The 22804-nt window shown below is 65.8% G+C and carries 24 protein-coding genes; 17 read left to right on the top strand and 7 right to left on the bottom strand.

The window, feature by feature from the left end:
- Window positions 1-119: 119 nt before the first annotated feature.
- Window positions 120-818, bottom strand: coding sequence for a TetR/AcrR family transcriptional regulator (locus BFL43_RS12720; RefSeq protein WP_084892895.1), 699 nt, complete (start codon window positions 816-818; stop codon window positions 120-122).
- A gap of 123 nt (window positions 819-941) precedes the next feature.
- Between BFL43_RS12720 and BFL43_RS12715 the strand changes: the two genes are divergently transcribed.
- The 5 genes from BFL43_RS12715 (at window position 942) to BFL43_RS12695 (ending at window position 5841) form a co-directional block, all read left to right on the top strand.
- The gene (locus BFL43_RS12715) at window positions 942-2462 is read left to right on the top strand and encodes an MFS transporter (RefSeq protein ID WP_084892894.1); all 1521 of its coding nucleotides are present in this window, start codon (window positions 942-944) and stop codon (window positions 2460-2462) included.
- A 42-nt stretch (window positions 2463-2504) separates the two neighbouring features.
- Entirely contained in the window at window positions 2505-3101 is a 597-nt protein-coding gene (locus BFL43_RS12710) for a nitroreductase family protein (RefSeq protein WP_084892912.1), read from the top strand.
- A 124-nt stretch (window positions 3102-3225) separates the two neighbouring features.
- The gene (leuA, locus tag BFL43_RS12705) at window positions 3226-5082 is read left to right on the top strand and encodes a 2-isopropylmalate synthase (RefSeq protein WP_084892893.1); all 1857 of its coding nucleotides are present in this window, start codon (window positions 3226-3228) and stop codon (window positions 5080-5082) included.
- Window positions 5083-5101: 19 nt separating this feature from the next.
- Entirely contained in the window at window positions 5102-5479 is a 378-nt protein-coding gene (locus BFL43_RS12700) for a hotdog domain-containing protein (protein WP_276206108.1), read from the top strand.
- Between the two features lie 98 nt (window positions 5480-5577).
- Window positions 5578-5841, top strand: coding sequence for a hypothetical protein (locus BFL43_RS12695; RefSeq protein ID WP_143695284.1), 264 nt, complete (start codon window positions 5578-5580; stop codon window positions 5839-5841).
- Between the two features lie 25 nt (window positions 5842-5866).
- Here BFL43_RS12695 and BFL43_RS12690 read toward each other — a convergent pair whose 3' ends face one another.
- Together BFL43_RS12690 and BFL43_RS12685 are read right to left on the bottom strand one after the other, a co-directional pair.
- Entirely contained in the window at window positions 5867-6769 is a 903-nt protein-coding gene (locus tag BFL43_RS12690; protein ID WP_084892891.1) for a LysR family transcriptional regulator, read from the bottom strand.
- A 48-nt stretch (window positions 6770-6817) separates the two neighbouring features.
- Window positions 6818-7804, bottom strand: coding sequence for a DUF2867 domain-containing protein (locus tag BFL43_RS12685; RefSeq protein WP_084892911.1), 987 nt, complete (start codon window positions 7802-7804; stop codon window positions 6818-6820).
- A gap of 47 nt (window positions 7805-7851) precedes the next feature.
- On the opposite strand from BFL43_RS12685, the gene BFL43_RS12680 reads away from it, so the two are divergent.
- Window positions 7852-8445 carry a TetR/AcrR family transcriptional regulator gene (locus BFL43_RS12680; protein ID WP_084892890.1) on the top strand — a complete coding sequence of 198 codons (594 nt, stop codon included), beginning with the start codon at window positions 7852-7854 and terminating at the stop codon, window positions 8443-8445.
- A gap of 10 nt (window positions 8446-8455) precedes the next feature.
- Here the strand turns inward: BFL43_RS12680 and BFL43_RS12675 are convergent, their stop codons facing one another.
- Window positions 8456-9778, bottom strand: a complete 1323-nt coding sequence (locus BFL43_RS12675; RefSeq protein WP_084892910.1) for a cytochrome P450 — start codon at window positions 9776-9778, stop codon at window positions 8456-8458.
- A 97-nt stretch (window positions 9779-9875) separates the two neighbouring features.
- Between BFL43_RS12675 and BFL43_RS12670 the strand changes: the two genes are divergently transcribed.
- The 11 genes from BFL43_RS12670 (at window position 9876) to BFL43_RS12620 (ending at window position 20393) form a co-directional block, all read left to right on the top strand.
- On the top strand, window positions 9876-10493 hold the full coding sequence (locus BFL43_RS12670) for a TetR/AcrR family transcriptional regulator (RefSeq protein WP_084892889.1): 618 nt from the start codon (window positions 9876-9878) through the stop codon (window positions 10491-10493).
- Between the two features lie 67 nt (window positions 10494-10560).
- Window positions 10561-11154 carry a class I SAM-dependent methyltransferase gene (locus tag BFL43_RS12665; protein ID WP_084892909.1) on the top strand — a complete coding sequence of 198 codons (594 nt, stop codon included), beginning with the start codon at window positions 10561-10563 and terminating at the stop codon, window positions 11152-11154.
- Window positions 11155-11241: 87 nt separating this feature from the next.
- A complete protein-coding gene (locus BFL43_RS12660; protein ID WP_276206107.1) occupies window positions 11242-12852 on the top strand; it encodes an MFS transporter in 1611 nt (536 codons plus the stop codon).
- Window positions 12853-12902: 50 nt separating this feature from the next.
- Window positions 12903-14582, top strand: a complete 1680-nt coding sequence (locus tag BFL43_RS12655; protein WP_168176627.1) for a VWA domain-containing protein — start codon at window positions 12903-12905, stop codon at window positions 14580-14582.
- 82 nt (window positions 14583-14664) lie between these two features.
- Complete coding sequence (locus tag BFL43_RS12650; RefSeq protein ID WP_084892887.1) at window positions 14665-15612, top strand: EamA family transporter; 948 nt, start codon at window positions 14665-14667, stop codon at window positions 15610-15612.
- A 22-nt stretch (window positions 15613-15634) separates the two neighbouring features.
- Window positions 15635-16540, top strand: coding sequence for an SDR family oxidoreductase (locus BFL43_RS12645; protein ID WP_143695283.1), 906 nt, complete (start codon window positions 15635-15637; stop codon window positions 16538-16540).
- 64 nt (window positions 16541-16604) lie between these two features.
- A complete protein-coding gene (locus tag BFL43_RS12640) occupies window positions 16605-17867 on the top strand; it encodes a MurT ligase domain-containing protein (RefSeq protein ID WP_084892906.1) in 1263 nt (420 codons plus the stop codon).
- A gap of 4 nt (window positions 17868-17871) precedes the next feature.
- Window positions 17872-18597, top strand: coding sequence for a glutamine amidotransferase (locus BFL43_RS12635; RefSeq protein ID WP_084892886.1), 726 nt, complete (start codon window positions 17872-17874; stop codon window positions 18595-18597).
- A gap of 6 nt (window positions 18598-18603) precedes the next feature.
- The gene (locus BFL43_RS12630) at window positions 18604-19170 is read left to right on the top strand and encodes a hypothetical protein (RefSeq protein ID WP_084892885.1); all 567 of its coding nucleotides are present in this window, start codon (window positions 18604-18606) and stop codon (window positions 19168-19170) included.
- On the top strand, window positions 19171-19707 hold the full coding sequence (locus BFL43_RS12625; protein ID WP_084892884.1) for a hypothetical protein: 537 nt from the start codon (window positions 19171-19173) through the stop codon (window positions 19705-19707).
- 23 nt (window positions 19708-19730) lie between these two features.
- Window positions 19731-20393 (top strand): phosphoribosyltransferase family protein, encoded by a 663-nt coding sequence (locus BFL43_RS12620; RefSeq protein WP_084892883.1) that lies wholly within the window; start codon window positions 19731-19733, stop codon window positions 20391-20393.
- A 16-nt stretch (window positions 20394-20409) separates the two neighbouring features.
- On the opposite strand, the gene BFL43_RS12615 is transcribed toward BFL43_RS12620, so the two are convergent.
- Genes BFL43_RS12615 through recR form a run of 3 tightly spaced genes read right to left on the bottom strand, consistent with a single transcriptional unit; the run spans window position 20410 to window position 22804 of the window.
- Window positions 20410-21621 carry a CoA transferase gene (locus tag BFL43_RS12615; RefSeq protein WP_084892882.1) on the bottom strand — a complete coding sequence of 404 codons (1212 nt, stop codon included), beginning with the start codon at window positions 21619-21621 and terminating at the stop codon, window positions 20410-20412.
- Entirely contained in the window at window positions 21622-22185 is a 564-nt protein-coding gene (locus tag BFL43_RS12610) for a hypothetical protein (protein ID WP_084892881.1), read from the bottom strand.
- Between the two features lie 7 nt (window positions 22186-22192).
- Entirely contained in the window at window positions 22193-22804 is a 612-nt protein-coding gene (gene recR, locus BFL43_RS12605; RefSeq protein ID WP_084835981.1) for a recombination mediator RecR, read from the bottom strand.

Below are 22804 nucleotides of genomic sequence, written 5' to 3'. Positions count from 1 at the left end.
GACGAGGAGCGAGCGAAGCGATGCGAGGAGGAAGGAAGACGACGCGATGGCGGCCGCCTGCCCGCGAGCGAAGCGAGCCAAAAACACAGCCGGTGAGGCGCGCGCAGGACTCACGCCACTCAGCGCAGGCGCGTGGCGCGGGCCTCGAAGCCATCGCACAAGGCCTCGACGCCTTGATTCAGTAGGTATCGCGGATCGTGCAGCTGCGGATTGCCCGTACCGACGAGCTCGGCGAGATGGGGCGGAGGAGATGCCTCGGGGTGTCCGGCCAGCAGATGCGTCAGCCCGCTCTGTCCTTCGTCGTCATCGTCGGCCCGGTCGAGCAGCAATCGCTCGGCGACCGTCGTCAGGACGCAACCCGCGATGTGGTTCCACAGGGAGAGAGCCATCTCGGTCGCTTCGGCCGTGGTGACCTTCAACTCCAGAAACGCCTCGACGAGCCAGTCGAGACAGTTGAGACTCTGCGGCCCCATGCTGGTGCGCGGGGATGCGAACGCGAGCAACACCCAGGGGTGTCGCTGATACAGACCCCAGTCGACCTCGGCGGCGATCATCGCCCGCTCCCGCCAGTTCGCACCATGGGCCGGCGGATAGGGAAACCGAACGCCGATCTCGTTCGACATGGCCCTGAGCAGGGCATCTTTGTCGGAAACGTGCCGATACAGGGACATCGTCCCCACCCCGAGGCGGTCGGCGATCTTGCGCATCGTGACCGCACCGAACCCGTCGGCGTCGGCCAGTTCGATCGCGGCACTGACCACGGCTGCTCGCGTGAGTTTGGGACTTTCCGCGCCTGATTCGGCATCGGCGACACTCATGTCGACCTCCTTCGCTCGCCCATTGTCCTGCCGGCGGCTGATCACTGTTGGAATAAAGCCTTTGCGTACAACGTACTCATATGCGTACGTTGTACCCAGCAAGAAAGAACCAGGAGATTTGAAGTGAGTATCACGGACCGCCCGACCGACCCACGAGCCGAGGCGACGATCAGCCGCCCGGACCGACGGGTCTGGATGGGACTGGCCGTCCTCACCCTCCCGGTGTTCCTGGTCTCGATGGATTTCTCCGTCCTCTATCTCGCCATCCCGACGCTGAGCGCCGAGCTGTTGCCATCGGCGACCCAGCAACTCTGGATCGTCGACATCTACGGCTTCCTGATCGCCGGCCTGCTGATCACCATGGGCAACCTCGGTGACCGCTTCGGTAGGCGCAAACTGCTGCTGGTCGGCGCCACCCTCTTCGGCGTCGCCTCGGCGATCGCCGCGTTCGCGCCCGATGCCACCTCGCTCATCGCGGCTCGCGCGATCATGGGTATCGGCGGGGCGACCCTGCTGCCGTCGAGCCTGTCGCTCATCAGCAACATGTTCACCGAACCCGTCTCCCGCGCAAAGGCCATCGGCGTGTGGACCGCGGCTTTCGCCGGCGGGTCCGCCTTGGGTCCGGTCATCGGCGGCGTACTGCTGCATCACTTCTGGTGGGGCTCGGTGTTCTTGATCAACGTTCCGGTACTGCTCATCCTCTTGGTGTTCGCTCCCCGGCTGGTTCCGGAGTATCGATCCGGCACCTCCGATCCGTTCGACATCCTCGGTATCGTCTTGTCGCTGGTCGGCATCCTGCCGCTGGTGTACGCCATCAAGCACGGCGCGACCGAGGGCCTGGACACCACCACGGCAGTATTCGCGGCGATCGGCGTGGTCGGCATGTGGCTGTTCATCCGGCACGAGCGCAGGACCGCACACCCGCTGCTCGAGTTGAAACTCTTCAAGAACACCGGCTTCTCGGTCGCGATCGGCAGTGCGCTGACGGGCATGATGACCCTGGCGTCTCTGAGCTACCTGGCAGGCATCTATCTCCAGTCGGTGCTCGGTCGTGACGTACTGACCGCCGCAGTTCTCGGTATCCCCATGGCCATCGCAGTGGCGATCTTCTCGATGAGCGCTTCGCGGATCGCCCGGTTCGTCTCGGTCCGATGGGCCTTCGTCCTGGCGATCCTGGCGGCCGCCGCGGGCAACGCGGGCATGCTCGGCCTCGGTGTCTCGAACGGTGTGCTGGTCTACCTGATCAGCTCGACGGTGGCCGGCATCGGCTACGGCGTGATCTTCTCACTCGTCTCCGACGTCGCGGTCTCATCCGTTCCGGTGGAGCGCAGTGGCGCAGCGGCAGGTATCTCCGAGACCAGCTTCGAGCTGGGGACCGCTTTCGGTCTGGCGGTGCTCGGCTCGGTGGCGACGATGGTGTTCCGGCAGACCGGCGCTGATGCCGGGGTCAGCGACACCCTGTCCGAGACACTGACCCACGCGGAGTCCCTGGACCCGAGCGCCCAGAGCGCCATGTCGGAGGCGGCGCGCACCGCATTCGTCGACGGCCTACACGTCACGTCCGCAGTCAGCGTGGCACTCTTGGTGGCGGTGGCGTTCACGGTCGCGGTGGTTCTGCGCCGTAAGTCGCCGGCCACCGTCTAGGAGCCAGATCGGCTCTCTCGCAAGGAGTTGCCTGCCATGACTTTGCACCCGTTGCTCGCCGGCCGGTGGAGTGCCCGCGGCTACGATTCGTCCGCTGAGATCGCTCCGGCCGCACTCGAAGCGATCCTGGAAGCAGGTCGTTGGGCTCCTACCGGCGGCGGCGTGCAACCGGTGCGTTTCGTCGTCGGGCTTCGCGGAGATGCGACGTTCACCGGAATCGTCGACGGCCTCAAACGAGGCAATCAGTCGTGGGTACCGGCGGCCGCGGCGTTGATCGTGCTGTGCACGACAGATCAACCCGACGAGCCGAAGATGCACGACTACGGCGCCATCGATGTCGGCCTGGCTGCCGGGCAGATGATCACCCAGGCCCAGGCCGAGGGCTGGAACGCACACCCGCTCGGCGGATTCCGGGCCGACGCGCTGACGCGGCGGTTCGCCATCCCCGCGGGCATGCGACCGCTGCTGACCCTGGCGATCGGGCGGATCGCCGACGCACTCACCGTCGACCCCGAGATCGCCGAGCGCGACCGCCGCCCTCGGACCCGCCTGCCGCTCGCCGAGGTGACCTACGCCGACACCTGGGGTGCCCCATTCAGTTCTGGGGGCACCTTTGGACTTCCCGGGGTTGCGGAGTAGAGTCCAAAAAATGCAGCGCGTGCTCCTTCTCCTCTGCCGCGGCGGGGTCTGATCCAGACCGGCTTCCCGTCGCGGGTTTTGTGACGCGCCGGTCTCTTGCCCCACAACCGGAGAGTTTGACCCCATGCCTGCCGCAGATGCCTTCACCTCGAGTGCCAGCCGAATCAACGAACCGGCCGGACCCATTCCCGACGGCCAGCCGTCGTGGAACCCACAACGCAATTCCGCGATGCCGTCGCATCGTTACCGCCAGTTCGCCGACGAGGTCGAGAACGTCGCCGTCCCGGACCGTACCTGGCCCGACAAGATCATCGATCGCGCGCCGATGTGGTGTGCGGTCGACCTTCGTGACGGCAACCAGGCCCTGATCGACCCGATGAGCCCAGCCCGCAAGCGCCGCATGTTCGACCTGCTGGTCAGGATGGGCTACAAGGAGATCGAGGTCGGATTCCCGTCGGCGAGCCAGACCGACTACGACTTCGTCCGCGAGATCATCGAAGACGGCGCCATCCCGTCCGACGTCACGATCCAGGTGCTGACCCAGTGCCGCGACGAGCTCATCGAGCGCACGTTCGACTCGTGCCGCGGCGCCGCCAATGTGATTGTGCACTTCTACAATTCGACGTCGGTTCTGCAGCGTCGCGTGGTGTTCCGCGCAGACAAGGCCGCGATCAAGAAGATCGCGACCGACGCCGCACACAAGATGCGGTCCGAAGAGGTCAAGTACCCGGACACCAACTGGCGCTACGAGTACTCCCCTGAGTCGTACACCGGGACCGAGCTCAGTTTCGCCAAGGAGGTGTGCGACGCGGTCAGCGAGATCATCGAGCCGACACCGCAGAGTCCGATCATCCTGAACCTGCCCGCCACGGTCGAGATGGCGACGCCGAACGTCTACGCCGATTCGATCGAATGGATGCACCGCAATCTCGCCCGCCGCGACTCGGTCATCCTGAGTCTGCATCCCCACAATGACCGCGGAACGGCCGTCGCTGCAGCCGAATTGGGCTACCAGGCAGGCGCCGATCGCATCGAGGGCTGCCTGTTCGGAAACGGTGAGCGCACCGGCAATGTCTGCCTGGTGACCCTGGGTATGAACCTGTTCAGCCGGGGCGTCGATCCGCAGATCACGTTCTCCGACATCGACGAGATCCGCCGAACGGTGGAGTACTGCAACCAACTCGGTGTGCACGAACGTCATCCCTATGGCGGCGACCTGGTCTACACCGCGTTCTCCGGCAGCCACCAGGATGCGATCAACAAGGGCCTCGATCAGATGAAGATCGACGCGGACAACGCCGAATCGGATATCGACGACATCCTCTGGCAGGTTCCGTACCTGCCGATCGACCCCAAGGACGTCGGCCGCAATTACGAAGCGGTGATCCGGGTCAACAGCCAGTCCGGCAAGGGCGGCGTCGCGTACATCATGAAGGCCGACCACGGCCTGGCACTCCCCCGCCGACTGCAGATCGAGTTCAGCCGTGAGATCCAGAAGATCACCGACGGCGAGGGTGGCGAGGTGTCTCCGAAGGAGATGTGGGATGTCTTCGCCGACGAGTACCTGCATCCGCTGATCCCGCTCGAGCGGATGAAGCAGAAGGTCGATGCCGCGGAAGAGGACGGAGGCGAAGATCGCATCACCGCAACCGTCAAGGTCAACGGCGTGGAGAAAGAGATCTACGGGTCGGGCAACGGACCGTTGGCCGCGTTCGTCGACGCCCTTTCCACCGTCGGCTACGAGGTCCAGGTACTGGACTACGCCGAACACGCACTCACCTCAGGCGGAGACGCGAACGCAGCGGCATACGTCGAGGTCCAGGTGGGCGGCGAGACCGTATGGGGTTGCGGCATCGCACCCTCCATCACGACAGCCTCGCTGCGCGCGGTCGTCTCGGCCGTGAACCGCGCCACGAAGGTCGCCTCCGGCGGCGTCGTCCCCGACTCCGGCGAGCAGGCACCCCGTACCTGGGCACCCTGATTCGGGTGACACAACCCAGCTGGTCGGCCGAAGTTCGCTATGCCGAGGCCGACCAGCAGGGTGCGTCTTCAACGCCCACTATCTGCTGTACTGCGATGAAGCCATGGGCGCATTCTGCGCGCAGCACGACATCCTCGATTTCGCCCAACTCGTCCGACTCAAGACCTCGACTCTCACCTGGCATGCTCCGGCGCGCTGGGGCGACACGATCGACGTCTTCGTATCGGTCGCCGGGCTGGGCCGCACCAGCGTCACCGTTCAGTTCGAGTTGAGGGTGGGCGATCGGTCGTGCTGCACCGTCGACACGGTCTACGTCTACGCCGACGACGCCGGCTCGCCGCAACCCATACCGGACACCATAAGACAAGTTCTACTGCCGGACAACGACACTCGTTGAGTCCGAGGTCACAACACCCGGCACTGTGTGTTCATTCAGTCCGGTCCTCCTGACGCCGGCAGAACATGTCATCGCGTGAGCTGAACTACACTCAGCACGTGAAGCGTCAACTGACCAACACCCTGTCGGCCGGGGCCCCGACAGGAGTGCGTCCCGACTCCAACGCCATTCAGGCAAAGTATTTCGTCGACCAACTCGAGGCGTGGGCGACCAAGATCGAGCAGGACATCGCCGCCCGCAGACCCTCTGACACCATCAGTCACGCGCAGCGCCGCGAACTCTATGAGGTGCGCCGACAAATCGACGCGTTGCATGCTCGCTACCCGTTGGTCTTCGGGAAGAACGCCCGACAGTCCCGGTAGTCGCCCCCCGGCGACCGGTCGCAGTTCACTCTGCAGCCGCTTCGACCACTGACGATTCAGAGATCAACTCGCTGAGCAACTGTCGTACCGAAGCCCGCTCGGTGGCCCCCGGCCGACTCAGCCCTTCGTATACCCGGGCAGCACGGACCCCCGTGAGTACCAGGCGGTGGACGTCGGGGTCGCGTACGGAGAACCGCGGCATCAGAGCAATCCCGTGGTTGTGGGCCACCATCGCCTCGATCGCGCGGAAATCGTTGATGCGGTGAGCGACCCGGGGCTGCACACCGGTCACCGCTGCCAGCGACAGCAGGACGTCGTCCACCGGGAACCCGCCGCGCACGCTGATCCAGTCCTCGTCCTCCAGTTCGCCGAGCGTCACCTCGGTGCGGCCCGCCAGCCGATGTGAGGTCCCGACCACCAGATCGATCGGTTCGCGCATCACCTTGGTCACCGACACCCGGGCATCCACCACCTGCGGAGCCCGCTCATCGCGATGCGTGAGCACCACGTCGAAGTCCGCCAACAGCGCCGGGGCGTCCGAGTACTTGACGTCCTCGTCGGACACCACCAGCCGAATCCCCAAGCCGCTCATGCGATTCAGCACGCCAGGTAGTAGAACTGCAGCGCCCGACGGGAACATGGCGAGCCGCACCGACCCCACCACATCGTCGCGATAGGACGCCATCTCCGAATCCGCCCGCGCGACGGCGGCAATCACCTCGTCGGCGCGCAGCACGAGCGCCCGACCGGCATCGGTGAGCCGGACCCGACGACCATCCTGCTCCAGTAAAGCGATCCCTGCCTCACGGCTGAGCACCTTCAACTGCTGCGACACCGCCGACGGCGTCATGTTCATCGCCTCTGCGACACCGCCCACCGTTCCGCGGTCGGCGAACTCCCGAAGGATGCGAAGTCGCTGTAGATCCATTGAAGTAAGGCTACAGAGTTCGGTCTCGAACGTTCAGAACCTCTTGGTTCACGTGGCTCGAGCGGCTGCCATCCGCGGGGTCGGACGTGGCGTCGCCATGAGCCGGAAGGCTCGCCGCAGCATGCCCCTCACGACAATGGGGTGAATGGGCGCGATAACCGACAGGTACCACCTGCCACGAGCGTTGTGAGCAACCGCCACCGTAGAGACAGTCACAGTTTCATCGTCCACGAGCACCGACGCCCGGAAGTCGAGATGACTCGCATCCGACCCGAGCAGCACTTCCTTTGCGGTCGCCGCCGCTGTCTCAAATGCCGCACCGGCATCGTTCTCCGGTGCGATTCCGACCAATCGCACCAAGGCATTTCGGGCCAGGAACAGCGCGCCCACCCACGGCGGCGGCTGCCGGAAGCAGGCGTCGGCCCATTCCTGTGGGTCAGCGCTCATCCCCGGCCTGCGGGCCACCTGCCACGCATCTTCGAGATCCGGGTGGGCGTACACATCACGCATCAGCTTCGCGGCGTCGGGGATCGCCACCGCGCGAACCGGCGATTGCTCACCGAGACGCCAACAAAGACGCGCCCAGGGCGACCACACAGCGGGCGCCGTGACGGTTCCGGTGGCCTCCCGCTCCAGGTTGCCGAGCAGATCCTCGAGCACTGCATCGTGCATGCTCTCGATGGCCAGCGGGAAGAGAAGCCGCATCACCCCGCGCGGTCGTATCTCCATGACGTGGCGGGCGATACACCGATCGGAACCGACCGGCTCGACTATGAACTCGTGAAAGCCATCGACGCCGGTCCGTTCGTGGAACTCGAAACGGACCCGGCGACCTGGTTCGAACTCGGTGATCTGATATCTGATCGGACCATGTCCGCCATCCGCGCCGGCCCCCACGCGCCGGTCGAGTTTCATGGGCACCCAGGCAGGCGACGGCCAGAGTCGATCGCCGTCCTGACCGAGGTCCTCCAGCAGCGGACCCACAACGTCGGCAGGCGCATCGATCACCCGTTCGTGGACATTTCGCATGGTCATGATCTCCGTACGCTGGCGTATGGTAACCATACGGTAGCGTATGGAACGTGCCGGCGAAACCCCCTCCCCGAGCGACCCCCGCCACGGCGACCCGCCTGTCCGCGGCCGACTGGGCGCAGGCCGCACTCACCGTGATCGGCGAGAGCGGACTGTCGGCGGTAGCGGTCGAGCCGCTGGCAAAGCGCCTCGGAACGACAAAGGGCAGCTTTTACTGGCATTACCCGAACCGCCAGGCCCTCGTCGATGCGGCTCTGCAGTCATGGGAGGCCGAGCACACCGAGGCCGTCATCGCGGCCATCAGAGCCCATGAGGACCCGGCCGAACAGTTGCGTGCTCTGCTGGTCCTGGTGGTCGACTACAGCCGCAACGACAAGATAGAGGTCGCGCTGCTCGCCAGCGCCCGAAACCCTCAGGTGGCGAACATCATCCAGCGCGTAACCCGACGGAGAATCGACTACGTCGCCGAGCTGTACACGCTGATGGGCGACGAACCTGCCCGTGCGCGACGCTGGGCAACCCTGGCGGTGAGCGTCTACCTGGGCCATACCCAACTCGCCCATGTATCGACCGATCTCGTACCCACGGGCGCCGAATGGCAGGCCTATCTCGACGAACTCATCGAAACACTCACGACCAACTGACCGGTGCCGGTCATCGGCGGCGAACGACCAGTCGGCCCTTGCGCCTCGGCGAATACGCCACCCCGCGGCTGTGCCACCGTTCGCTCGACGCGTCGGTCGGGACCACTTCGAACATCTGCAAGATCGTGCGCAGCGCCACGTCCATCTCCATGTTCGCGAACGCCGCGCCGATGCAGCGGCGCGTCCCGCCGCCGAACGGAACCCAGGATCCGGACGGTTTCGAACCCAGAAAACGCGTCGGGTCGAAGCGTTCGGGATCGCGGAACTCTGCACTGTCATCGTGCAGCAACGAAATACTCACGAGGACGGTGTAGCCCTGGGGAATCCGCCACGGTCCGAGCTCGAACACGGGCGCCTGCACGGTTCGACCCGCCAGATCGATCACCGGGCGACTGCGTTGCACTTCCAGAATTGTGGCCTGCCGCAACTCATCTCCACCTTCGTCGACTTCTCGGGTGAGGTCGGCCAGGATCTGCGGATGACGGCGCAGCCGTTCGAAGGCCGACGCGAGCGTGGTTGCCGTCGTCTCGTGACCGGCAGCCAGCAGGGTCAGCAGCTCGTCGGCGATCTCGCCGGTGGTCATCGAGGTGCCGTCTTCGTAGGTACTGCGGACCATCAGGGCAACGATGTCGGTGCGCGACTCCAGGTTCGGGTCATCCTTCGCGGTGGCGACGAGTTCGGCGATGACGGCGTCGTACTCCCTGCGACGCGCCAGGAAACGCTCCCAGGGGTTCAGCTTTCCCAGGCGCGCAGGCACATTCGGCAGCGTGGCCAGGCGAGAGCCGAGCTCGACCATCGGCGGTATGAGCCGCCGCAGCGAATCGAGTTGGGCTCCATCGGCACCGAACACCGCACGCAGGATCGCGTTGAGCGTGATGCGCATCATCGGGTCGAGGCTCTCGAACTCGCGCCCCTCGGGCCACGACGCGGCCTCCCGCAGGACTTCTTCTTCGATGATCCGCTCATAGCTCTTCACGCTCTTGCCGTGCAGCGGCGGAGTCAGCAACTTGCGCCGCCTGCGGTGCTCGTTTCCTTCGAGCGAGAACATCGAGCGCTCGCCGAGGATGCGGCCGAGGTTGGGCTGCACATTGCTGAGCACGCCCGCGGGAGTGGTGAACACCTGCTTGGCCAGCTTCGGATCGGAGACCGCGACCGTTCGGCCGAACACCGGCACGTCGAGCGAGAAGACTGGCCCGTATCGACGCGAGAGCGCCGCCATCGTCTGCCGCCGGGCGGCGACGAACGCCACGCCCTGGTCCGCACGGGGCAATGTCGGCCCCGGCGGCACGCTCGTCTCGGCAACGTCCGATCCTGCGTGATGCACTGCGCACATACCGATGAACTCCTCGCCCCGCGCTGGTACTTCGTCGTACCACGTGACGGTACGCCCAAGTACCACCAGCGGACAAGGGCCCGTACGCTGGAACGCGATGACTTCCGCGCCGACCACCCGTGCAGGTTCGCATCCCGACCAGGACGCCGAACCATCTCACCGCGCACGTTTGCTCAACGCCCTGGGAGTGTCGATTGAAGAACGTGGATACCGTGCGACAACTGTGTCCGACATCGTCCGAGAGGCCCGCACCTCCCGCCGCACCTTCTATCAGGAGTTCGGGACGAAAGAGGAGTGCTTCATCGAGCTGCTCCATACCGCGAACACCGACATGATCGACGACATCGTCGCGGCCGTCGATCCCGATGCCCCGTGGCGAACCCAGATCCGGCAGGCGGTCGAGGCCTACGTCCGATCGATCGAGGCGCGGCCCGCACTCACCCTGAGCTGGATTCGCGAGCTCCCCGCACTGGGGCCGACTGCTCGGCCGGTACAGCGACAGGCGATGGAAGACTTCATCCAGACCCTGATCGCGTTGACCGACACCGACCGGATGCGCGCCGCGGGAATCTCGACGATCTCCCGGTCCCTGGCACTGCTGATGCTGGGCGGTCTGCGCGAATTGACCGCTGTTGCAGTCGAAGACGGACAGCCCGTGTCCGACACGACAGAGACGATGGTCGACGCGTGCGTTGCCCTGCTCCTCCCTCGCTGAGCCACATTCTTGCCGTTCCGGCACGGTATCTTGCCGCGTAGCGATCACCCCGGTCATGCTCGAGCCCATGGACCAAAAATTCTGGGATGAGCGTTACCTCGAAACCGAGCAGATCTGGAGCAACAAACCGAACCCGGTGCTGCTCGAACACGCGGCCACTCTGACGCCGGGGCGAGCACTCGACCTCGGTTGCGGCGAAGGCGCCGATGCACGCTGGCTCGCAGGCCGCGGTTGGCAGGTGACCGCTGTCGACATCTCACCGGTTGCGATCGACCGCGCCCGTGCCCTCGGCGACGAACCGGCGATCACCTGGCAACAAGCCGATGTGGTCGTCACCCCGCCGCCGTCGCGTGCTTTCGACCTCGTCTCACTGCAGTACTTCACCATTATCAAGACCCCAGGTGACCTCGGCGTACGCGGGATCGTCGACGCGGTGGCCGTGGGCGGCACCCTGCTTTCGGTCTTCCACGAGATCCCGGAAGATCTCGAGCACTGGCATGACCTCAACCCGCACGACTTCTACGAGCCGCACGACATCGGCCGACTCCTCGGCGACGACTGGCGAATCGACATCGACCGGATGCAGGCCCGCACGACGGCGCCGCCCGAGGGATCCCATCACACCCACGACACGGTGCTGCTGGCGGTTCGGCTGTCCTGACGCGGGCAGGATCATCCGAATCGAGTGAGAAGACGCTGATCGAACGAGGCTAAAGTCGCCGTAACCAGTTGAAAAGGGGCACCACCGGTGGCGGCGAAAACAGGTTCGGGGCTAGTCCTGGCAGTGCTGGCGTCGGGGCAATTCCTGATGACCCTCGACAGTTCGGTCATGAACGTCTCCATGGCGACCGTGGCCGAGGACGTCGATACGACGATCACCGGAATCCAGACCGCCATCACGATGTACACCCTCGTGATGGCGAGTCTGATGATCACCGGGAGCAAGATCGGCACCATGCTCGGCAGGCGCCGCGCCTTCGGCATCGGCCTGGTGATCTACGGCGTGGGTTCGACGGTCACCGCCATCGCACCCAACCTGACGGTCCTCCTGATCGGGTGGTCGCTGCTCGAGGGGATCGGCGCGGCGCTCATCATGCCCGCGATCGTCGCACTGGTGGCCGCCAACTTCCCGGCCGACCGTCGCGCCGGCGCGTACGGGTTGGTGGCCGCGGCCGGTGCGATGGCCGTGGCAGTGGGGCCGCTGCTCGGCGGGGCGGTCACGACCTTCGCCTCGTGGCGTTACGTTTTCGTCGGCGAGGTGGTGATCGTCGTCGCGATCCTGTTGGTGTTGCGCAAGATCAACGACGTGCCACCGGTTCGCATCCGACTCGACGTGGTCGGTTCGGCGCTGTCCGTCCTCGGTCTCGGGATGTTCGTCTACGGGGTACTGCGGTCGAGCGAGTGGGGCTGGGTGCAGGCCAAGCCGGGTGGTACGGAACTGGCCGGCGTATCACCGGTGGTCTGGCTGCTCATGGGAGGCCTTCTGGTCATCTATGGCTTCCTGCGGTGGGAGACCCACCTCGCCGAGACCGGTGGCGACCCACTGATCGATCCGGCGATGTTCCGCAACCGGCAGCTGACCGGAGGACTGTCGATGTTCTTCGCACAGTTCCTCGTTCAGGCAGGCGTCTTCTTCGCGGTACCGCTCTTCCTCTCGGTCGTACTCGAGTTGAGTGCCCTGCAGACCGGACTCCGCATCCTGCCGTTGTCGATCGCGCTGATCCTGGCGGCGATCGGGATCCCGAAGCTCAGGCCGCGAGCCAACCCACGCCGGGTCATCCGTATCGGGTTGACATCGATGATCGTCGGCATTCTGATCCTGGTCGCGGGTATGGACCCCGGTGCCAACGCGGGTGTTGTCATGATCCCCATGCTGTTCATGGGATTCGGACTCGGCGCGCTGTCCTCGCAACTGGGTGCGGTGACGGTGTCCGCGGTTCCGGACTCGCAGAGCGCCGAAGTCGGTGGCCTGCAGAACACCGCGACCAACCTCGGGGCGTCCCTGGGCACTGCGCTGATCGGCTCGATCCTCATCGCAACGCTCACCACCACGGCCGTCACAGGCCTGGCTGACAACCCGAGCGTCCCCGCGGCAGTCTCCGACCGCGCGACCACCGAACTCGCCTCGGGCGTCCCGTTCCTGTCGGACACCCAGCTCCAGAAAGCCCTCGACGAGGCGGGCGTCCCCGCCGACACCGCGACAGCGGTGGTCGACGTCAACTCCGATGCCCGGCTGAAAGCACTGAGGGTTGCGTTCACACTGGCCGGGTTGCTGGCCATCGCGGCGCTTTTCGCGACCGGACGTATCCCCCGTACGCCGACGGGCACGCCGTTGGCGACAGCAGAGGCAACGATGTAGAGCACGTTTGTATGACACCACGAGCAGTGGTGATCACATACGCTCCGACGATGAGCAGGACGGGCATCACCTCGTGTGGACGTCGAGCCGGTGGGGCGATGGTGATGCTCCTCGCACTCGTCCTGTTGTCGACGGCATGCACCTCCGTGACAGGTGGAGACGCGCGTGCGCCGAAATCAGTGACCACTTCGCCTGCGCCCCGGTCTGTTCCGACGATGCTCGTGGTCGATTTCTCTGAATCGATGAGGACCGCCGATGCCCCGGGGCCGCGCGTGGACGCGGCTCGCGAAGCCGTCGGATCATTGCTCGAGGAGTTGCCATCGGACGCACAACTGGGGTTGATGGTCTACGGGAGCAGCGTCGCGGTGACCCCACAGAATCTGGTACCCGGCTGTCGCGACATCACTGTGCTGCGCGAACTCGGCCCCCTGGACCGGTCGGCGACCGCGCTTTCGCTGAGTTCGATTGCGGCTCTGGGCTTCACACCGATCGGCAATGCTCTCCGGGCAGCAGCCGACGCGTTACCGGCCACCGAACCGGCGGCGATCGTGTTCGTCAGCGATGGCGAGGACACCTGCGGGCCGCCCCCGTGCGACGTCGCCGCCGAGATCTCGAGCACGCATCCCCAACTGTCGATCTCCACAATCGGTTTTAAAACGGATTCCGATCAACTCGAATGTGTTGCCGCTGCAACCGGCGGCCTCTTCGTGACCGCCGACAACGCCGAGCAATTGAGCGCGCGCCTGCTGGCGACTCAAGACCCCGATATCGCGCGAACCCGGCTGTCGCCGCAGGGCGTCGACGGGATCGAACTCGGCAGCACCGCTGAGGCGATCCGGGACCGGCACAGCGACTTCCCGTCGCTGTCGTCGGCCAATGCGGCGGCGGATGGAACGGTCACCATCGCCTGGGGTGGTTGCACCTTCGTGTTCGGTGCCGATGGCCGATTGTCGTCGATAGCTATCGTTCCGGGCGCTCAGACCATCGACGGGTTGCGAATCGGCGACGCGCTCGCGAGAGCCGACGACCTCTATGGCGACGCCGTATCGACCGAGGGGTCGACCAATCTCTATACCGCCGATGCCGTGTCAGGAACCGCGTGGCGTATCACCCACGACGGTGCTGCGATCACCGCCATCGGGTTGTGTGAGTGCCTGCCTGCCACGCCGTCGAAGCCGGCCGGTACCGAGGTCATCGATATCCGGCCGTACCAGGCCGACGGCACGTTGACTCCCGAGTATGCCGCCACCGCCATCACCGGGCCGAAACAGTGGGGGTGCAGGTCGGCCGCTTCGAGCTTCGGAGACCCCGGACTCTTCACCTGCGGGCAGTATCAGACCGACTACATCATCTACATGTGCTCGTTCGCGGGTGGTCGATCGCTGTGCCCCGACTCGAAGACGTCTCCCGAAGCGTTGCGCTTTCTGTCCAATCCCGCGACGCAGAACCCGGCGTCGTCGTCCGATACACCGATACCTGCACCACACCCGCTCGCCGTGCAGATCGCCGACGGCACCGTGTGTTGGTACGGGATTCGCTTCGGCGGGCGGGAGACGGACGGAACGCGGGTGATGTACCTGTGCGGTCAGAACAATTACCTCTTCGCACCCAACGGACGTTCAGCTCTCGACACCAGCTCTCCGACCTGGACCGCCTCGTACGGGCCCGGCGGCCAGAAGACCACCGTCGACGTCACGAAGGTGTGGAATATCGAGTCCGCACGCCGCTGATATCCAAACGTGCAGTTCAGCTACATCATGATTGCAGTTTAATTAGATTGAACTGAACTGTTTCGACAGCTAAATATGAACCATGACCACTCGCGACCGCATGCTCGGCCTCACCGTCGTGGTGTTGTGGGGCCTGAACTTCCTGGCCATCCACGCCGGCCTCGAACATTTCCCGCCACTGTTCTTCGCAGCACTGCGTTTCGCGGTCATGGCGATCCCGGTCATCCTGTTCGTCCCACGACCAAACGTCCCGCTCAAATGGTTCCTGCTCTACGGAATCGGCTTCGGCACAATCCAGTTCGCTTTCCTGTTCTTGGCCATGGACAACGGGATGCCGACCGGGCTCGCCTCCCTGGTTCTGCAATCGTCGGCACCGTTCACGGTGATTCTCTGCGTTGTGTTGCTCCGCGAGAAGCTCAGTGCGCGGCAGATCGTCGGCCTCACCGTGGCAGTCGGGGGCATGGCGATCATCGGTATCGATCGCGCCGCTCACGGCGCCACCGCAGCCGTGCTGCCCGTCCTCCTCACCTTGATCGCCGGGTTGGGATGGGCCTTCGGCAACATCGGGTCCCGGCTCGCCAAACCCGACAACGCGCTGCACCTGACCCTGTGGATGTGTGTCGTGCCGGTGCTACCGCTGTACGCCCTGAGCCTGGCCGTGGAGGGTCCACGAGCAGGGTGGGACGCGATGGCCGGCGTCGGATCGCATTCCGGGCTGGTCGCGCTGGGTGGACTCACCTACGTCGTGGTGCTGGGCACCATCGTCGGATCGGGCCTGTGGACGTACCTGATGTCGCGGTACCCGGCGTCCAAGGTTGCACCGTTCTCGTTGCTCGTGCCGATCGTCGGACTCACCGCGGCGTGGGCGTTCCTCGGCGAGACCCCGACTGGCTGGGAACTGTTCGGCGGCGCCGTGGTGATCCTCGGATGCTTCGCCGGGCTCAGCGCCAAGCGAGGTGCGGCGACTCCCGTTGCGGAGTCCGAGGAAACAACGGCTCCCGTCGCCAAGACACCGGTGCCGCTGGCGTAGCCGGCGTGCTTGGATCACGGCTATGACTTCCCCAACCGGCGACAGTGACTCAACGGGCGTGTACGTCGTGACCGGCTCGGCGTCCGGAATGGGACGTGCCGTCGCGGTGAAGCTGGCCGCGGAGGGACATCGGGTGATCGGCGTGGACCAACGTGACGCCGACATCATCGCTGACCTGTCGACGGCGCAGGGCCGCCACAGCGCCGTGACAGCCGTGTTGGCCGCGGCCGACGGGCCGCTTGCCGGCGCGGTCCTCGCCGCCGGACTGGGACCAGGAGCCGAACAGGGACCCGGCGAGGGCAAGGGTCGTGCCAGACTCATCACCGAGGTCAACTACTTCGGTGTCGTCGAGCTCCTGGAGGGCTGGCGCGACGCCCTCGCTGCCACAGAGGACGCGAAGGTCGTCGTGTTCTCCAGTAATTCCGCGACCACCGTGCCCGCTGTACCCCGCCGGACCATCAACGCTCTCCTTGCCGGAGACGGCGACCGAGCCGTCCGGTCATTGCGCAGATACGGCCGAGTGGGACCGGTGATGGCCTATGCGGCATCCAAGATCGCGGTGAGCCGCTGGGTACGCCGGCAAGCGACCTCACCGGCGTGGGCGGGTGCGGGTATCCGGCTCAACGCACTGGCGCCGGGCGCGATCCTCACGCCGCTGTTGCAAGAGCAACTCGCCTCACCGACAGAATCCCGGGCTGTTGAGCGTTTCCCCGTGCCGATCGGCGGCTTCGGCGATCCGGACAAGCTCGCGGACTGGGCGGTCTTCATGCTGTCGGACGCAGCCGACTTCCTGTGTGGAAGTGTCATCTTCGTCGACGGTGGATCCGACGCATACTTTCGGGCCGACGACTGGCCGCGGGCTGTGCCGCTGCGCCGATTGCCGCCCTATCTGCTTCGTTTCTGGCGGTTCGGGCGCAGGTCCGGGTAGTGCCGTAGGGATCCGCAGCGGTGCCGACATGGCTCACACCGCGACTTATGACAAACTCGCTGCCATGCCCGACCGCAAGAGCTCCAGCCGACTCCCGATCCGGGCCCGACTCGCGCTGCGGGCCGCCGCCACCGCCCGCTGGGCGTCGCAGAAGACGGGTCGTGGCAAGGGGTCGATGATCGGTGGCCTTGTCGCCCTGAAGATCGACCCCCAACTACTCGGCACGCTGGCGCGGAACAAGCGGACCGTGATCATCACCGGGACCAACGGCAAGTCCACGACGACCCGCATGACGGCCGCCGCTCTCGCCCAACTCGGTGACGTCGCGAGCCAGGCGGACGGTGCCAACATGGACGCCGGGATCGTCGCCGCGCTCTCGCTCAATCGTCCGGCGCGGATCGCTGCCCTCGAGGTCGACGAACTGCACGTCCCCCACGTCGCGGACGCCACCGACCCGCAGGCGTTCGTGCTTCTGAATCTCTCGCGCGACCAGCTCGACCGGGTCGGCGAGATCAACATGATCGAACGTCGGCTCCGCGAAGGCATCAACAAGCATCCGCAGGCCGCTGTCATCGCCAACTGCGACGACGTGCTCATCGCGTCGGCAGCCTACGATGCCCCGAATGCGATCTGGGTGGCCGCAGGCGCCGGCTGGGCAGGCGACTCGGTCAGTTGCCCGAGGTCGGGAGAACCGATCCTGCGCGACGGGGACCACTGGTACTCCACCGGAGCCGACTTCCAACGGCCGAAGCCTGCGTGGTGGTTCGACGACACCCACGTCTACGGTCCCGACGGGTTCAGTCACCCGATGGAACTCGCGGTTCCGGGTAGAGCCAACCGCGGCAACGCAACCCAGGCGATCGCTGCGGCGGTCGCAATGGGCGCCGACCCGGCGAAGGCCACCATCGCGGTGGGCACCGTCGGCGAGGTCGCCGGTCGCTACAGCGTTCAGCAGATCGGCCAGCACCGTGTCCGCATGCTGCTCGCGAAGAACCCTGCTGGCTGGCAAGAAGCCATGGCCATGATCGACCAGGACGCCGACGGTCTGGTGATCGCCGTGAACGGGCAGGTCCCCGACGGCGAGGATCTCTCGTGGCTGTGGGACGTCCGGTTCGAGGCCTTCGAGAGCATGCAGGTCGTCGCAGCCGGGGAACGTGCCACCGACCTCGGGGTGCGTCTGTTGTACGCGGGCGCCGAACACACCACCATCGCCGACCCGATGGCTGCGATCGCCTCGTGTCCGCCGGGCCGCGTCGAGGTGCTGGCCAACTACACGGCCTTCCGCGACCTGGGTACCGCGTTGGCCCGCGCGCAGAGAGGGGTCTGATCCGATGGCCGAATCAACGCTCCGCATCGGACTCGTCCTCCCGGACGTCATGGGCACCTACGGCGACGGCGGCAACGCCCTCGTCCTGCGCCAGCGCGCACGCATGCGCGGGATCGACGCCGAGATCATCTCGATCAACCTCACCGACCCTGTGCCAGAGTCCCTCGACGTCTACACCCTCGGCGGGGCCGAGGACTACGCGCAGCGCCTGGCCACCCGGCACCTCACCCGCTACCCGGGACTCCAGCGCGCCGCAGAGGCCGGCAGGCCCGTACTCGCGATCTGCGCCGCGATCCAGGTCCTCGGCCACTGGTACGAGACGTCCGCCGGTGAACGGGTTGCTGGGATCTCGATGTTCGACCTGACCACCGTCCCGCAGGACAAGCGCAGCATCGGCGAACTGATCACCGAACCGGCAGTGGACTCAGGTCTCACCAAACCGTTGACCGGCTTCGAAAATCACCGAGGCGGAACCACTCTGGGTTCCGACGCGCGACCGTTGGCGCGGGTCAAGCACGGCGTCGGCAACGGTGGGGGCGAGAAGATCGAAGGCGCGATTCAGGGCTCGGTGATCGGCACCTACCTGCACGGTCCTGCGCTGGCCCGCAACCCCGAACTGGCCGACCTGTTGCTGTCGCGTGCCCTGGGGGTCGACGAACTGGACGCTCTGCCACTTCCCGAGGTCGAGCTGCTGCGGCGTGAGCGATTGGCCGCCGGGAGGCGTGGCTGAGCGACCATGCCCAGTCCTGCGCCTACGAACCCCCAACCGACCAGGCGCCGCGCCACACCCAAGGCGCCGGTCCTGTTCGCGCTCGGCCTGATCGTACTGGCCGTGGTGGTCACTGCCACCTGGGCGATCACCTGGTCCGTCGCCGGGAACGACGCCTCCACTCAACCCGCTGCCGGCGAACAGACTGATGCCGAGCAGGTTTCGGGAGTAGACGTCGCAGTCGACACCGTCCGCGCCACTGCGGAGTCGCTGTACAACTTCACCCCGGACACCGTCGAGGCGACCATCAAGACGGCGCAGGCGACGCTTTGCGGCGACGCCCTCGACCAGTGGAACGAGACCGCTCGAACTCTGCCCGACATCGTCTACGGCACCGGCCGCAGCGTCACCACCAGCAATGCGCACTACGGGGTGGTCCGCGAGGACGCGGTGAGCACCACAGTCCTCGCGGTCTTCGATCTCGCGGCCAGCGAGGACAACACGGCTCCGCCGCCGCCCGAACCGACCGCAATCGAGTTCACCGTCGACCGCAGCGCCGTCCCTGTGTGCATCACCACGATGAAGGTTCTGTAGATGGCCGTGTCTCCGCCGCCGACCAGGCCACGCCCGACCCGGCGACGTCTCGCCGTGCTGCTGTCCGCAGTTGTCGGGATCGCGGCCGTCATCGCGCTCACCGCGACCATCGCCGCGCTCACGGTCCCCGATGAGGACAGCGGGAACGATCGGGCTGCTGTCGCCGCGGCCCCGGTCATCGCCGATCAGCAGGCGATCGATATCGCGACCACCCTCACCCGCAGCATGTTCGAGATCACCCCGGCGACCGCCGATGCCCAGATCGCCGCGTTCAAGGCGAACGCCTGCGGCGACCTCGCGAAAGACGGGCTGCCCAACCTGGTGTCGTTCACCGACGAGCTGAAGAGTCAAGACCGCAGTGCAGCAGTGACATTCCAGTCCGTCGCGATCGTGCCGCATGCACCGCAGGCACCCGTGGTCCAGGCGATCGTCGCGTCCACGTGGCAGTCGGGGGACGCCCTCAACAAAACCCGTGTGGTCTACGACGTGATCGTCCAGAATGGTAAGACCTGCGTCACCAGGGCGCAGTTCCTCTAGTCAACGCGCCGAGGTGACCCGCTGTGAGACTGCATCGGGATCATGGAGAACGAACCTTCCGGAACCGCGACGATGCGGGACGCGAGCTGGCAGGACTGCTGACGCGCGGGCATCCCGAACTGGTGCGGAACCCGGACGTCGTCGTGTTGGGTCTTGCCCGCGGCGGCGTCCCCGTTGCGGCGCAGATAGCGACCGCCCTGCGCGCTCCACTGGACGCCTTCGTCATCCGCAAGCTCGGTGTTCCCCAGCGAGAAGAACTCGCCTTCGGCGCGGTGGCCTCAGGCGGCGATCCGATGATCAGTGATCGGACCGTTCGCGACTTCGGGGTGACCGCCGACGAGGTGGACGCGGTCATCGCGAGGGAGCGCGCCGAACTGCTCCGCCGCGAGTCCGTCTACCGCCGGGGACGACCACCGACTCCGGTCGACGACAGAATCGTGATTCTCGTCGACGACGGACTGGCAACAGGATCGAGCATGCGGGCCGCAGTCGACAGCATCTGTCGGCGCCTGCCTCAACAGATCATCGTCGCCGTGGGCACCGGGCCGCCCGCGACGGAGATCGCGGGTGCCGACGAGATCGTCTGCGCCACAGTTCCACCCGACTTCTGGGCCGTCGGACAGTCCTATCGCGACTTCACCCAGGTGACCGACACCGAGGTGCAGAACCTGCTCGCGACGGAGTAGTCACCCTCCGTGCGACCTACCCGATCACTCCGCGCTCGAAGAGCCCCGCTACCTCGTCGGCGCCGAGACCGAGTACCTCGGCCACCACCTGTGCCGAATCCTGACCCACGACTGGTGCAGGAGTCGCCGCCAAATGTCTGCGGTCGAATCGTGCCGGGTGACCCGCAGCGAGGTACTGCCCGATGCGCGGTTGATCAAGAGTCGAGAACAGCGGATTCGACTCCAGCGCATCGGATTCGACGACGTCGGTGAACGATCGGTACTGCTCGAACAGCACAGAGGTCTTTCGCAGCGCGGCATACACCTCCTCAGCGGTGTGCCTGCGAAACCATCGAGCGAAGAGCGCCGTGAGCGCGTCACGGTATTCATATCGCTCGCCTTCGATGCGAAAGTCGGTGTCCAACGCGGCCTCGAGGGCGTCGACCGCCGCAGCAGTCTCAGTGAGGTCCACCAGATCCCGAAAATGCCGGTTGGTCAGGGCCACGATCATGAAACGGGCGTGATCGGCTGTCACGAAGTCGGTTCCGTAGGTCCCATAGATTGCGTTGCCGGTCGCCTGTCGCTGCCTGCCGTTGATGATCACCTCGGTCAGATACCCGAGCGTTCCAGCCGTTGCGAGGGCGACGTCCTCGAGTGGCAGCGTGATCTGCGACCCCACGCCGGTGTGATCGCGGTGGCGCACCGCGGCCAGCAGCGCCGTGGAGGCATGCAGCCCGCATGCGATGTCCCAGGCGGGCAGCACATGGTTGATCACCTCGCCGCCACCCGGACCGGTGACCTGGGGAAATCCCATCGCGGCGTTCACCGTGTAGTCGACTCCCGCAGTGCCATCGCGCTTTCCGAGGATCTCGAGGGTGATGACGTCTTCGCGTAGCGCAGAAAGCGCCTCATGAGCCATCCAGTCGCGACCACCGGCGTTGGTGACGAAGATCCCGCCGCCGGGACCCGGTGCTGTAGCGAGCTGCTGAATGAGCCTCTGCGAATCCGGGTTCCGGAAATCGCAGGCGATCGAATGCTTGCCACGGTTGAGACCGGTCCAGTAGATCGATTCGCCGTCGGCCGTCACGGGCCACCGCCGGTAATCCGAAGCGCCGCCGATCGGATCGACGCGAATGACCTGGGCACCGAGTTGCGACAACGTCAAACCGCATAGCGGCGAGGCCACGAAGCTCGACACCTCCACGATCCGCAGGCCGTCCAGCGGGCCGGCATCCTCGCCGGAGTTCATCTACAGAATCGCTTGCGGTAGAACGGAATCGGGGACGACGTCGCAATGCGCGCGCGTATTATCGACCGCGAACCATCCACGCTCGAAGTCTTGCCAGCGCCGCAGGTTGGCACGCTCGCCTTCGCCATCGCGTGCGACACCTCGCTCGAGTCGCTCCGCCTCGGTCCCACCGTCGAGCCACAACGCGTGCCGCAGTTGTGGACGTACGGGCGCCCGCGCGCTGGAGACTCCTTCGATGATGAGCAAGGGTTCCCAGCGCAACCAGACGCGTGGGCCGGGTTCGGCAATGCCGTCACGCCAGACCCGTGGGTGAAAGCGGAAGTCGTGGCCACGCCAGTACGACCTGAGCACCTCTTCGTCGAGCTCGGGCCACCACCCCACCGGGTCGTCCCACGTGGCGAAGTCGTCGGTGCGGACCAACACCACCGGCGTGCCGAGGTCGTTCAGCGTCCGCACGAGCGCGTCTGCGAGTGTCGACTTCCCGGCACCCGAGGGTCCGTCGATGGCGACGATCCCCGACTTCAGTTGTCGGGCAAAGATGTCGATCCACGAATCGTCGGTCACACCGGCCTCAGGTGAGTATCCGGCGGCCCGACAGCGCCCGGCCGAGCGTCAACTCGTCGGCGAACTCCAGGTCGCCGCCCATCGGCAGGCCCGACGCCAACCGGGTGACGGACAGTCCCGGAAAGTCCTTGAGCATGCGCTGCAGGTATGTCGCCGTCGCCTCACCCTCGGTGTTCGGGTCGGTGGCGACGATGATCTCGCTCACGTCGACGCCGTCCTCCTGATTTGCCAAGCGGCGCAACAACTCCCGAATCCGAAGCTGATCCGGCCCGATGCCCCCGAGGGGGTCGAGGGCGCCACCGAGTACGTGATACCTGCCGGTGAACTCCTTCGTGCGCTCGATTGCCTGCACGTCTTTGGGTTCTTCGACCACGCAGATCTTGCTGGCATCGCGACGGGCATCCCGACAGATCCGGCACCGCACCTGAGCCGACACGTTGCCGCACACCTCGCAGAAGACGACGTCGTCGCGCACGTGCACCAGCGCCGCCGTCAGCCGGTTGATGTCGGCGGCGGGCGCGGACAGCAGGTGGAACGCAATCCGCTGCGCACCCTTCGGACCGAGCCCTGGCAACTTGGCCATCTCGTCGATCAGATCCTGGATCGGTCCTTCGTACAC

The organism is Williamsia sp. 1135, from assembly GCF_002095395.1.
GTDB lineage: Bacteria > Actinomycetota > Actinomycetes > Mycobacteriales > Mycobacteriaceae > Williamsia.
Note: the sequence above shows the minus strand (reverse complement) of the source record. Positions and strands in the feature narration are given on the sequence as shown.